Raw genomic sequence first — 12904 nt, 5'->3', positions numbered from 1 at the left:
CCGGCCGATCACGTGCGGAGCCAGATGACGAGGGTTGCAGCAGTTGCGGTCCCGAGGAAGATGTAGCCGCGCTTGTCGTAGCGGGTGGCCACGGCTCTGGCGTGCTTGAGCCGGTTGATCGCCCGTTCGACGGTGTTGCGTTTCTTGTAGCGGTCCTCGTCGAAACCGGGCGGCCGTCCGCCGCGTGGCCCTTTGCGCAGGCGGGCGGCCTGGCTGTCGGTCTTCTCCGGAATCACGTGTCGGATACCCCGGCGCCGGAGATATTCGCGGCGGGGCCCGTTGCTGTAAGCCTTGTCCGCTGTGAGGCTGTCGGGCTTGTTACGCGGCCTGCCCGGCCCGATCCGCGGGACGTGAATCTTCTCCAGCACGGGCTTGAACTGGATACAGTCGGCCCGTTGTCCCGGTGTGACGATCAGGGACAGCGGCCGTCCGCGCTGAGGTGGAGTTTGGTGGTGAAGCCGCCGCGCGAGCGGCCCAGGCCCTCACCTCCTGCACCACCTCCACCAGGCGGGCGGCGAGGCTCTGCCATGGCGTCTCGTCCTGGTGTTCTGCCGCCGCGTCCCCCTTTAAGACGGGAGCCGCCGGTGGGTCGGTGCGGGCGCCGGCGGCATGCCGATGTGCCCGCACGATGGTGGAGTCGACCGAGATGTCCCAGTCGATCTCACCTGCGGCGTCGGCTGCGGCCTGGACCTGCTGGAGCAGGCGTTCCCAGGTGCCGTCGGCCGACCACGGGCGGTGGCGTTCGTAGACCGTCTTCCACGGCCCGAACCGTTCGGGCAGGTCACGCCACTGCATACCGGTCCGTACCCGGTGCAGAATTCCGTCGATCACCTGCCGGTGAGCCCGCCACCTGCCACAACGCCCGTTGCTGACCGGCAGGAACGGACGCAGCCGTTCCCACTCGGCACCACTCAGGTCTCCCCGCCCCATGCCCACAGCAACGACTCGGGCACGGAGTAGTCACATGATCGGCCGGACACGTCCTAGCCGGGATGAACGCACGTCATGGCGCTTACTGGGTCAGGCCGTGGTGGCGAGTGCGCCGCACTTCCCTGGGCAGGGGGGTGCGGCGGACTCGTCGCGAGTGGGGGTGGTCAGGGCATGGCTACCCAGGACTGGGAGTTCGCCCCGGTCGGCTGCCTCACGGTGGCGAGGGCCCCTGAGTAGACGCCCTGGGTGTCGAGGGTGTTCTCGGTGACCGGTAGGGCGAACCGCCAAGTGCCGTTGGCCTTGGTGGCATTCCATGCCTTGTAGGGCGGATTTGCCGAGACGGGCCTGGCGGTGATGGCCGTCTGGGTGTTCTGCTGCGCGGTCAGGACGAACGGGGTGGAGCAGCCGTCGGTGATCCTGACCGTGCCGTCCGCGTTGGCGTCCACCTTCCATCGCTGCTGGGGCCGGGTGGGGTCGACGGCGGTGAGGTAGACGTTGGAGCCGTCGAAGGGGATGGAGCAGCCGTTGGCGTGTTCCAGTGCCAGTCCGCTGCCGTTGGTGAGGGTGTGGTACTTGCCGTCGCCGATGATGCTGGGGCCGTAGTCGATGGCGTGCTTGAGCAGTTTGTCGAGCACGGGGCCGGTGGTGGCGAGCGGCGGGTAGGCGGCGGGCCGGAGGTTGAAGTACTGGGCGAAAGTGGCGGGCCGCTTCCAGGTGAGGATGTCGATGGTCCGGGCCCAGCCGGCGTCGTGGTAGTTGCTCAGGTCGACCAGCGAGCCGGCGACGTTGCCCTGGACCGTGTCTCCGACGCCCCAGCCGTTGCCGTAGGTGAGGGCGATGCTGTCCCCGTTGTTGAAGACGTAGCGCGGAGGGGACTCGGCGCTGATGTATGTGGCGACCGCGTCGGCGAAGCCTTCCACCCACGCGCAGGTGTCGGAGCTGGCCTGGTTGATGTAGTGGGGGTCGCAGTTGGTGGTGGTGGGGATGGTCCGCCCGTAGAGCACCCACATGAAGAAGTGGCCCAGCTCGTGCAGGGTGACGTGCCGGGAGTCCGGGTCGGCGCCGGAAAGCTGGACGACGCCTTCGTTGAAGCGGGTTCCCCTGTTCTCCTCGCCCCAGCGGATGGTGACGCCGGTGCAGGCGTTGTTGTCCGTCTCCCTCGTGGTCCAGCAGCGGCTCGCGTCATTGATGCGGCTGAGGTACAGCTCGAAGACGGTGTCGAAGGCGTGCCAGGCCCGGGAACTGGCAGCGGGGGCCTTGACGATGCCGAGGTTCACGCTGGCCGAGACGTTGGTCCGGGAGGGCGTGTCGAAGCTGTAGAGGCGCCCCGAGTTGTCGGCGACTTTCCACAGGTTCAGGTATTGCGCGTTGAACCGTACCCACAGGGCGCTCATCGTGGTGGTCGTGGTGGGTGTGTGGCAGAGCTCGAAGTCACCGTTGAGGGTCTGGGTGAGTCCGGAAGCGAGCAGGCGTGGGGCGTCGGTCGGCTTCTCGTTGCCCCAGAGTTCGACGCCGGCGACGCGGGCCCGCTGGGACCGCAGGGGTTTGGACGGTCCTTCCTCGGCGTTGAGGAAGTCGTACTGGAGCGCGCCGCTGAGGCAGATCGGGCTCGCCGCCCTCGCGGGGGCAGCGGTGAGCGGGACGAGGGCCGCGGCGAGGAGCAGGGCGGCGACCAAGGCGGTGCAGAGGCGCGGTGTGTACCGGCGCAGGATCATCCAGTGCCTTTCCTGAAGCCGAGGGGCTCGGGAGTGGCCGACGAAGGCGAGAGCGGAACGTGCTCCACGGCGGACGCCTGGACACGATCCCGGTACTCGCTGTCGATCACTCCTGGGGGACGGCCTCATGATCAAAGAGGAAACGCCCCGGACGGTAGGGCGCACAGGAGACGGCAAGGGGCGCGCGGAAGCACATCCAGTAGTCGAAACGGTCCCTCAACAAGCTCAAGCACGCCCGCGCCGCCGCAACCCGGTGCGGCAAAGCGCGGCTACGTCTACCTCGGCACCGTCACCGTAGCCGCTACCGTCCTATGGCTCCGAACATGAGCGCCCGGACGGAACCTTTAGCGGGCCGCCCGCCCCGTGGCTTCGGGGCGGGCGGCTTCCTGCGACAGCTCTGCGGTCGGGTGTCAGTAGCAGATGGTGTAGAGGTCGACGCTGCGGCCGCCCCAGTTGATGGTGGTGGCCTGGGTCCACCAGCCGTCGGACTTGCCGGTCTCGGCTGCGGTGGCGGGTCGGCTGACCACCAGGGTCTCGTCGTCGCGGGTCGTGGCGGCGCCGCCACCGATGACGCGGTGGCCGGTGCCGCACATCAGCACGCCGCCTGCGACCGACTCGTCTGTGGACGGGGTCGTGTAGCGGGTGGTGCTGAGGCCGGGGATCGGGTCGGCGCAGACGGCGAAGGCGTCGGCCCGGAGGTCGCCGGGGTCAGAGTCGTAGCCGGCGGCGGTCCACTGGTTGGAGACGGTGCCCGCACCGGTGGTGGTCGGGTAGGTCTTGCTCAGGCCCGAGCGGGCACTGCCGCGGATCGTACCGCCGCCGCCGAGGACGACCTTGTTGCCGGGGCACGAGACGGCGACCGAGCCGTTGCTCTCGATGCTCTGGAACCGGTTGCTGACGACCTCGTAGCCGTTCACCGGCCGGGCGCACACCGCGTAGGTGGTCAGGGTGAACGGGGCGTCGTCGCCGCGGGCGTAGCGGGCCCTGGCGGTCCAGCCGTAGCGGCCGAGGCCGTCACCCTCGGGGGTGCTGTTGACGAGCGCCACGATGTCGGCCCACGGCTCCGAATCGATCTTCGCCTCGGCACCCCCGCCGAGCGGCACCCGGCCGTTGGGGCAGTAGACCGTGACGTCCTCGAAGCTCTTGACGGTCGCGGTGCTCTTGACGACCTGGAGGTCCTCAAACGGGCCGACGGCCGCTTGCGCGACGGGCACGCCGGTACCAGCAGCTACCAGCGTTCCGGCTACGACCGCCAGCGTGGCGGTGACGGACTTCAACTTCTTCACGAGGTGCACAGGCCAGCTCCACAGAACGACATCCGATGTAACGTTCTGTGATTGTCCCATGACGTACAGCTCCCACCGCTCCGTTCGAGGGCTTCTGGTTGACCGACGATCTCAAGTGGCTTGTGAACAGCGGAATCCGGCGATCGGGACGCCGCGAACCGAACGCGAGCTACGCGTGATCGAACGCTTTTCCCGCTCTGGCCCGCACAGCCAGGTCCGTGCGGTGGCGCACCCGTTGCCCTGCGCCGGGCGCGGGTGACGGCGACTGTTCCTGTCAGGCGGCGAACTCGATCGCGTACGCATCAGGCACCCGCTACGCCATCGCAGAACGGAGATAAGTAGTACTTCAGCGCGGAATCAACGACGAGGCTTCTCACGAGACGGCTGCGCCACCCCGCCGACTCCGTCCTGCGCCTCGCCGAACTCCTCGCCATCCTCCTGCGGTGAACCACTCGCCACCGGATTCTCCACCGAGCCCTCGGTCCACGCGTGTGGAGGGAGCGCGGCGTTGACGCTGCGGACCGGCTCCGGGGATCAGCGGCGCCCCGCTCGCAAATCGGATCGGACGCGCCCCTCGCCCGTCGTAGGCCCCGGATGATCTCTGGCCTCCTATTGCAGTACAGACAACGGCTCGCAGTACAGACAACGGCCGGACCACCGCCATCACAGCTGTGGCCGGCGCGGCCGAGCACGCACGGATGATGGACCTGCCAGACCCGGCATGAGGAGTCGACTCGCGCCGCCCCGTAACGCTCGACCAAGGCACCGCGTCGGCTGCGCGCGTGATCGGCCGGACAGCTCCTAGAGGGTGTCCCGTTCCGCGGGCGCGTACCGGGGACGGCCTGGCGCCCGGGCGCGGGGCCCGGCGGCACCCTCCGGGTTCCGGTGCCGGGCCCGGGTCCGGGCGAGCGGGGCTCAGCGCAGTCGGCGGGCGCGCAGCACCAGGTCGTGGGTGTGGTGCGCGCCGGCCCCGCCCTCGGGTGCCGCGCGCGGCCGCTCCTCGTCCACCTCCACCGACCAGTCGTCGTCGAGCAGGGCCGTGACCGCCGAGGGCCAGACGTAGTCGGCCGGGTCGAAGCCGCTCTCGTCCGCCTCCCGGGTCTCCATCCCGGCGTGGTGGACGAGCAGCAGCACGCCACCGACCGCGACGGCCGAGATCAGCGCGCGTTCGGCCGCGGCGTCGGGCGTGCGCAGCAGGGCCGGGTACTGCGCGGAGACCAGGTCGAAGGAGGCCGGCGGGAGCGCCGCCTCCGTCAGGGTGGCGTGGACCCAGCGGACGGTGGCGCCGGCGTCCCGCGCGTGCTCGGCAGCCCGTTCCAGTGCCACTCCCGAGACCTCGAGCGCGGTCACGTCCCAGCCGCCGCGCGCGAGCCAGACGGCGTCCGCGCCCTCGCCGCAGCCGACGTCGAGCACCCGGCCGGGGACGAGTCCGGAGACCTCGGCCACGAGCGCGCCGTTGGGCCGACCGCTCCAGAGTCGTTCCCGGTCGGCGTAGAGGTCGTCCCACTTCGCCCGCACCGCGGGGTCTCCGAGGTATCCGTCGGCGGGCGAAGGGGTGCGGGCGGGCGTTCCCGCTGCGATGTCATCGGTCACGGATGCACCGTCGCCCACCGCGCCCCGCTCGCGCCACTGCTGTTGCCGGTCCGGCAAAACAGCCGCGCACCCGGCGATCCGTAATACCCAGGGGGGTATTTGACTTCCTCGTGTCGACCCCCTTACGGTCGAATGTGAAAATACCCCCCGGGGTACCTGGAGGGCACCACCCGGTGTGCGGTCCGCGCACCCGTCGGCGGATCGACCGCCCACGCCACCGCCCGGGCGGATCCGGGGCCCCGAGCCCGTCACGCCGCGCGCCCAGCGCACCGGCGTGCGCTCCTGACGAAGGGATCGCCGTGTTCTTCGCCCAGTACTACCTCGACTGCCTCTCCCAGGCGTCCTACATGGTCGCCGACGAGCACACCGGCCGGGCGGTGGTCGTCGATCCGCGCCGCGACGTCTCGGAGTACCTGGCGGACGCCGCCGCGCACGGCTTCACGGTGGTCGGCGTCCTCAACACCCACTTCCACGCGGACTTCGTCGCCGGGCACCTGGAGATGGCGGACGAGACCGGTGCCTGGATCGGCTACGGCCGGCGCGCCGAGACCGAGTACCCGATCCGCGCGCTCGCCGAGGGCGAGCGGATCTCCCTCGGCGACGTCACCCTGGAGATCCTGGAGACGCCCGGACACACGCCGGAGTCGATCAGCGTCCTCGTGTACGAGCGGGCCGGGGACGAGGTGCCGTACGGCGTCCTGACCGGCGACGCGCTGTTCATCGGCGACGTCGGCCGCCCCGACCTGCTCGCCTCGGTGGGCGTGAGCGCCGAGGAGCTCGGCGCGATGCTCCACGACAGCGTGCAGAACAAGCTGATGGGACTGCCGGACGCGGTGCGGGTCTTCCCCGCGCACGGCGCCGGATCGGCCTGCGGCAAGAACCTGTCGACGGAGAAGCGGTCGACGATCGGCGAGCAGCGGGCGACCAACTACGCCTGCGCGCCGATGGGCCGCGAGGAGTTCGTCGCACTCGTCACCGCCGGCCGGTCGGCCGCGCCCGGCTACTTCGCGTATGACGCCGAGCTCAACCGCAAGGACCGCGCCCGCTACGACGGGTCGGCCCCCCGTCCGCTGACGCTCGACGAGTTCGCCGGGCTGCGGGCCGCCGGCGCCGTCGTGGTGGACGCGCGCGACCCCCGGGAGTTCGCGGCCGGGCATCTGCGCGGCGCGGTGAACGTGCCCGCCGACGGCCGTTTCGCCGAGCAGGCCGGCACCGTCCTCCACCCGGCCGCCGAGCTGGTCGTCATGGCACCGCAGAACCGGGAGGAGGAGGTCGTCACCCGCCTCGCCCGGGTCGGTTTCGACCGGGTCGCCGGCTACCTGCGCGATCCCGAGGACGCCCTGGAGTCGCTCGCCGACGAGGTCTCCCCCGCGAGCCGGGTCACCGCCGCACAGCTGCGGACCGCCCTCGCGGGCGAGCGGCCGCCGGTCGTCGTGGACGTCCGCACCTGCGGGGAGCGCGCGGCGAACGGTTCCATCGGGTCGGCCCTGCACATCCCGCTGAGCGAACTCCCGGAGCGCGCCCGCGAACTGCCGGCCGACCGGCCCCTGGTCCTGCACTGCGCCGGAGGCCACCGTTCCTCCATCGCGGCGAGCCTGCTGCGCCGGCGCGGCTTCCGGGACGTCTCCGACGTCCTCGGCGGCTACGCCGCCTGGGCCCTGACGGCGTCGGCGACCAAGGCCGTCGACGCCTGACCGCCCCCCTCCCGCCGCATCGCCCGTCGGGGCCCCTCACACCTTCCCGCACACCCCCCTGGGTATGCGGGGACCGATCCGAAGTGGAATCCCATGAGCACCACCCCCGCCCCCTCCCTCACGCCCGCCGCGCTGCACCGGCTCGTCCGGGAGGGGCACGCCCCGCGCCTGCTCGACGTGCGGACGCCCGGCGAGTTCCGTACGGCGCACATCCCCGGTTCGTCCAACGTGCCGCTGAGCACCCTGACCGAACACCTCGCCGAGCTCCTGCCCCACCTCGACGGGGACGTCGTGCTCGTCTGCCGCTCCGGGCAGCGCGCCGCCCTGGCCGAGAAGGCCCTGGCCGGCGCCGGGCTGCCGGACCTCCGCGTCCTGGAGGGCGGCCTCGTCGCCTGGGAGGCCGCCGGCTCGCCCGTCGACCGGGGCCCGGAGCGGTGGGACATGGAGCGTCAGGTCCGGCTCGTGGCCGGCTCGGTCGTCCTGACCACCGGCCTCGTCGGGCTGTTCGTTCCGGGCGCCCATCTGATCGGCACCGCGATCGGGGCCGGCCTGACCTACGCCGCCCTCGGCAACTCCTGCGCCATGGGCGTGCTGCTGTCCAGGCTGCCGTACAACCGCGGGCCGCGCACCGACGTCCGCACGGCGATCGCGGGGCTGCGGAGCGCCTCGTGACCGCCCTGGTCGTCGCGGCGTCCCTGCTCGTCGGCCTCAGCCTGGGCGTCCTCGGGGGCGGCGGCTCGATCCTGACGGTGCCGATCCTGGTCTACCTGGCCGGGCAGGACACCGAGGAGGCGATCACCACCTCCCTGTTCGTGGTCGGCGTGACCAGCCTCGCCGCGCTGGTCCCGCACGCCCGGGCCCGCCGGGTCCACTGGCGGACCGGCCTGACCTTCGGCGGGTTCAGCATGGCGGGCGCGTACGGCGGCGGACGGCTCGCCGAGCACGTCCCGGGAACGGTCCTGCTCGTCGCCTTCGCCCTGATGATGCCGGCCACGGCCGTCGCGATGCTCCGCGGGCCCCGGCGCGGGCCGGAGAGGGCGGCGCGGGTCCACCCCGAGCCGCCGCCGGGGCGGATCGCGGTCAAGGGCCTCGCCGTCGGCGCGGTGACGGGCCTGGTGGGCTCGGGCGGCGGGTTCCTCGTCGTCCCGGCGCTCGCGGTTCTCGGCGGGCTGCCGATGGGCGTCGCGGTCGGCACCTCGCTCCTCGTCATCGGCATGAACTCCTTCGCCGGGCTCGCCGGACACCTCGCGGGCGCCCCGGTCGACTGGGGCCCGGCCCTGGCCGTGGCCGCCGCGGCGGTCGTCGGCAGCCTCGTGGGCGGCCGGCTCGCGGGCCGCGTCCCGCAGGACGCGCTGCGCACGGCGTTCGGCTGGTTCGTCGCCGCCATGGGCGCCTTCGTGCTCGCACAGCAGCTCGACACCGCCCTGTGGGCCCACCCGGCGACGTGGACGGCGCTCGCGGCCGTGCCGACCGGCGTGATCGCCGTGCGGGTGCGGCGGAACGCAAGACGCCCCCGTCCCGCCGGCCCCGGGCGCTCCACCCCCGTGGAGGAACCGGAGGAGCACGCGACGACGTGCTGACGCACGTCCCGGGGTCCGGGCCGGTGTTCCGCCTGGTCCGCCGCCGCCCGCGCCGCCGTCGTGGAGCTGCGCCGCCACCCGGAGCGGGAGATCCGGGAGGCGGCGTGCGCCACGGTCCTGCGCGCGTGTCGGGCCCACGACGCCCGTCCGCGACGACCGGTCACAGGCTGAGCGCGTCCTCGGCGTTGTCCATCCACGCGGTGACGGAGTTCTCGTCGGAGACGTTGAAGCCGGGCGTCGAGGCCTTGAGCGGCACCTGCTTCAGGTCGGAATCGGTCTCCATGGTCATCGCGATCGAGGAGACCGCCCTGCTCTCGGGGCCCTTCGGGCCGCCCATGAGTCCCGCGTAGGCCGACGCGCCCGGGGCGAGCCGGATGGCGTCCTCGACGCCGGGGGCGGCGCCGCGCTCCGTCGCCCGTCCGTCCAGGGCGCCGAAGGTCACGACGGGGTGGCCGAGCACCCGGCACGGCTTGCCGCTCTTGCTGGTGATCTTCAGCAGGTAGCTGCTGGTCGTGGGCTCGGCCAGGTTCGCCGTGAACGTCACGTCGTACGTGCTGCACGGGAAGACGTCGTAGTCCGGGTCGGTCGACGGCGAGGCCGGCCCGGCGGGCGTCGGCGCCTTGCCCGGCTTCGACGGCGTGGCGGGTGCCGACGGCTTCGACGACCCGGCGGGCTTCGTGGGCTCCGCCGGTGCGGACGGCGTGGCGGCGGAGGGCTTCGCGGCTGGCGCCTCGGGGCCGCCCGCGGCTCCGTCCCCGGAGGGCCCGCAGGCGGTCAGGGCCAGCGCGGACGCGGCGACGAGGACGACGGCGACTCTGCGAACGGAACTCATGGCGGTACTCCCCCCGAGGACAACGCACGAACTGCGCTGAGGTGAGCACCAGGTTCGCGCGCCCGCTTCACGGTTCTGTGACGGAGTCTTACCGAAATCACCACGGTGCGCCCCGGTGGCCCCGGAGGGGCCTTCCCGGTCCCGCCGCCTCCGTGGACGACGGGACCGGGTCGGCCGGGCGGTCAGCCGGCCGCGCGGAAGGCCTCGGTCAGTCTGCCGACCGCGCCCGCCGGGTCACCGGTGAGCAGCAGGTGGTCCGCCTCGGCGAACGGCTTCGCCGTCTTCTCCGTGACGTCCTGTCCGATGCGCTCCTGGACGATCAGCCGGGCCCCGCCGACGAGTCTCCGCGCCGCGGCGGAGTCGCCGCATCCGGCCTTCTGGAGGGCCCGGGCGGCGAGCCCGATCGCCCGCAGCGCGGGCTCCCCTCCCCGTGGGGTGCCGTGGAGCGTGGTCAGTCCCCAGCCGTACGGGAACTGCGGGTCGTAGCGCGCGTCGCCCACGTTCAGCGGCAACTGGCCCTCCGACCTCGGCCAGCTCACCGGAAGCTGTCCGGTGAAGGGTCGTCGGCCGTACAGGACGTCCGCCACGCCGTCGCCCTCCGTGCCGGGCAGCCAGGAGGCCACCAGGGCGTCGATGGCGGGCAGCCGGTCGCCGATGAGCTGGGGGCGTCCGGAGACGACGAGGACCGCGCAGGGCATGGCGGCGCAGACCCGGTCGACGGCCGCCTCGTCGGCCGCGCTCAGTTCCAGGTCGTGCCCGTTGCCCACGTCGCCCACGCCCTCGGCGTAGGGCTTCTCACCGACCACGACGACACCGACGTCGTGTCCCCCGGTGGGTGCGGTGGCGTCCTGGGACCAGGTGAGCGTGGTGCCGGGGGCGACCGACTTCCGCATGGCCTCCAGGATCGTGGTGCCGGTCGTCGTCCGGCCCGAGGCGCCCTGCCAGGTGACGGTCCATCCGCCGGCCTGGTTGCCGAGGTCGTCGGCGTCGGAGCCCGCGACGTACACGTTCTGGGTGGGCTTGAGCGGCAGTACGCCGCCGTCGTTCTTCAGGAGCACCTGCGAGGCGGCCGCCGCCTCCCGTGCCACCGCGCGGTGTTCCGGCGAGCCGACGGCCGCCAGGTGGGTGGTGTCCGCGTACGGCTTCTCGAAGAGGCCCAGGCGGAACTTCTGGGTGAGGATCCGGGCGACGGCGTCGTCGATCCGTGCGGCGGGGATGCGACCCGCCTCCGTCTCGGCGGCCAGTGTCCGGGTGAACTCCTGGTAGTTCGTCGGCACCATGATCATGTCCAGGCCCGCGTTGATCGAGGTCCGCACGTCGCTCGGGTAGTCGCCGGGGATCTGGTCGATGGCCTGCCAGTCGCTGATGACGAAGCCCTCGAAGCCCATCCGGTCCTTGAGGACGCCGTTGATCATCTCGGCGTTCGCGTGCATCTTGACGGGTCCTCGGTCGTCGCCGAGGACGTCGAGGGAGGAGTACGAGGGCATGACCGTGCCCACGCCGTGCTTCACGGCCTCGGCGAACGGCGCGAGGTGCACGACCTCCAGTTCCTGGCGGGTGACGCGGGTGACGCCCTGGTCGATCGTGTACGAACCGGTCGTCGAGGAGCCGAAGGCGGTGCCGCCGTCGCCCACGAAGTGCTTGGCGGTGGTCAGCACCCTGTCGTTCCGGTCGAGGTCCCGGCCGTCCGGCGTGCCCTGCATCCCGTCGATCACGGTCTCCATGGCGGTGACGAGCGCCGGGTCCTCGCCGAAGGACTCGTAGGAGCGGCCCCAGCGTTCGTCCCGGGTGACGCACAGGCAGGGGGCGAAGTCCCAGGGCACGCCCGTGGCCCGCACCTCCCGGGCGGTGACGGCACCGGTCCTGGCGGCGAGACCGGGGTCCCGCCCGGCGCCGATCCCGATGTTGTGGGGCATGATCGTCGAGCCGACGACGTTGTTGTGGCCGTGCACGGCGTCCACGCCGTAGATCAGCGGGATCTGCAGCCGGGTCGCCCGGGCGCGCAGCTGGTAGGCGTCGACCATGCGGGCCCACGCCTCGGGCGTGTTGGGGGTGGGGACGGAGCCGCCGCCGGAGAGCAGGGAGCCGAGCCCGTAGCCGGCGATGTCACCGGGCGAGCGCAGGGCGTTGCGCTCGGCCTGGGTCATCTGGCCGGCCTTCTCGGGGAGCGTCATCCGGGAGAGGAGGTCGGCGACGCGCCTCTTCACCGGCAGGCGCTCGTCGAGGTAGGGCAGTCCGTGCGCGTCGATGACGACGACCGGTGTCTCGGCGGGTGACCCGGCGCCGTCGACGGTCAGCTTCACCGGAATCGTCTCGGCCTCCTCGGCGGCCCGGTCCTTCAGGGTCGGCACGGTGATCGAGCGGGTCGTTCCGGACGGCGTGCCGGCGGGGAAGACGAGGCTGCCGGACACCGGGGAGTAGTCCTTCCCCGGCTGGGCGGGGCCGCTGTCGTCCGTCCTGTACGTGACGGTGACGGGCTCGCCGGTCGGCGCGGAGCCGGTGGTGGTCACGGAGACGTCGACGCGGGCGGTGCCGCCCTCGTCGACGGAGTGGACCACGGCCCCCGTGGTGACACGGGTGCCGAGGGCGGGGTCCGCCTTCCCGTACAGCTCGACGCCGTCGAGGGCGAAGCGGCCGGGTGCGCCGGGCGGCAGGGTGAGCGCGTATCCCCACATGCGGTCGAGGCCGAGGACCTGGTCGATGCCGCCGACCGGCTGGTAGTCGGCGCGGTAGTGGAAATCGGAGAAGGGGATCTCGACGAGGTGCCAGCCCTCCCAGTCGTCGGTGAAGGAGGTCGTCCACAGTTCGGACGCCTCGCCGTTCGCTCCGCCGTCCTTGATCTCGAAGCCGATCCGCTTCCCGGAGCCGGGCGGCAGGGGGGCGGTGTTCTGGCCGTACCACCAGAAGCGGACGCCCTTGTGGGCGGTCCAGTCCTGAGCGGGCCGGTCGAAGGCGAAGTCGTGGGTGAATCCGCCCCAGCCGCTGATGTCGTAGCGGCCTTCGAGGACCTTGGCGCCCTCGGGGGCGTCGGCGCGCTCGGCGAGGGTGAGCGCGGGGTGGTCGTCGGCGTCGCTGCCCCAGGTGAAGAGGCCCTCGGCAGGCGGTCCGGTGAAGGGGACCTCCCCTTCGAAGCGGTCGACGGCCCGGGGGGCCGGGTCTCCGTCGGCGCCGGCGGCGGCACTGGGCACGGCTCCGGCGAGCAGTCCGGCGAGGACCGCGGTGGCGGCGAGCGCGGCGGCGCTCGCCCTTCTTCGGTGGCGCGGATGCGGCATGC

Annotated in this window: 8 protein-coding genes and 1 pseudogene; 3 read left to right on the top strand and 6 right to left on the bottom strand. The window is 72.4% G+C overall.

The annotated features are described in order from the left end of the window. Positions 1-8: 8 nt before the first annotated feature. From ACZ66Z_RS29725 to ACZ66Z_RS29710, 4 genes and pseudogenes are all read right to left on the bottom strand, one after another. Positions 9-930 (bottom strand): annotated as a pseudogene (locus ACZ66Z_RS29725) (IS5 family transposase). A gap of 164 nt (positions 931-1094) precedes the next feature. Beyond that, positions 1095-2645 carry a hypothetical protein gene (locus ACZ66Z_RS29720; RefSeq protein WP_469938447.1) on the bottom strand — a complete coding sequence of 517 codons (1551 nt, stop codon included), beginning with the start codon at positions 2643-2645 and terminating at the stop codon, positions 1095-1097. Between the two features lie 410 nt (positions 2646-3055). Continuing rightward, positions 3056-3940, bottom strand: coding sequence for a hypothetical protein (locus ACZ66Z_RS29715; RefSeq protein WP_469938446.1), 885 nt, complete (start codon positions 3938-3940; stop codon positions 3056-3058). A 906-nt stretch (positions 3941-4846) separates the two neighbouring features. Next, on the bottom strand, positions 4847-5524 hold the full coding sequence (locus ACZ66Z_RS29710; RefSeq protein ID WP_469938445.1) for a class I SAM-dependent methyltransferase: 678 nt from the start codon (positions 5522-5524) through the stop codon (positions 4847-4849). 299 nt (positions 5525-5823) lie between these two features. Between ACZ66Z_RS29710 and ACZ66Z_RS29705 the strand changes: the two genes are divergently transcribed. The 3 genes from ACZ66Z_RS29705 (at position 5824) to ACZ66Z_RS29695 (ending at position 8798) form a co-directional block, all read left to right on the top strand. Then, positions 5824-7218, top strand: coding sequence for an MBL fold metallo-hydrolase (locus ACZ66Z_RS29705; protein WP_469938444.1), 1395 nt, complete (start codon positions 5824-5826; stop codon positions 7216-7218). Between the two features lie 93 nt (positions 7219-7311). Then, positions 7312-7890: a rhodanese-like domain-containing protein gene (locus ACZ66Z_RS29700; RefSeq protein WP_469938443.1), complete on the top strand. Its 579-nt coding sequence runs from the start codon at positions 7312-7314 to the stop codon at positions 7888-7890. After that, positions 7887-8798 carry a sulfite exporter TauE/SafE family protein gene (locus ACZ66Z_RS29695; protein WP_469938442.1) on the top strand — a complete coding sequence of 304 codons (912 nt, stop codon included), beginning with the start codon at positions 7887-7889 and terminating at the stop codon, positions 8796-8798. Before ACZ66Z_RS29700 ends, ACZ66Z_RS29695 begins: the two co-directional genes overlap by 4 nt. Before the next feature lie 160 nt (positions 8799-8958). Here the strand turns inward: ACZ66Z_RS29695 and ACZ66Z_RS29690 are convergent, their stop codons facing one another. Further along, entirely contained in the window at positions 8959-9630 is a 672-nt protein-coding gene (locus ACZ66Z_RS29690; RefSeq protein ID WP_469938441.1) for a DUF4232 domain-containing protein, read from the bottom strand. A 182-nt stretch (positions 9631-9812) separates the two neighbouring features. Then, positions 9813-12902, bottom strand: coding sequence for a glycoside hydrolase family 3 protein (locus tag ACZ66Z_RS29685; protein ID WP_469938440.1), 3090 nt, complete (start codon positions 12900-12902; stop codon positions 9813-9815). Positions 12903-12904: the final 2 nt, after the last annotated feature.

It is taken from the genome of Streptomyces sp. NPDC107498, from assembly GCF_055582805.1.
The sequence above is the reverse complement of the archived record's forward strand: the minus strand, read 5'-3'. Positions and strand labels throughout refer to the sequence as shown.

Coding starts and splice junctions, on each gene's coding strand:
- ACZ66Z_RS29685 (WP_469938440.1), bottom strand. CDS start 12,902: ATGCCGCATCCGCGCCACCGAAGAAGGGCGAGCGCCGCCGCGCTCGCC.
- ACZ66Z_RS29720 (WP_469938447.1), bottom strand. CDS start 2,645: ATGATCCTGCGCCGGTACACACCGCGCCTCTGCACCGCCTTGGTCGCC.
- ACZ66Z_RS29700 (WP_469938443.1), top strand. CDS start 7,312: ATGAGCACCACCCCCGCCCCCTCCCTCACGCCCGCCGCGCTGCACCGG.
- ACZ66Z_RS29690 (WP_469938441.1), bottom strand. CDS start 9,630: ATGAGTTCCGTTCGCAGAGTCGCCGTCGTCCTCGTCGCCGCGTCCGCG.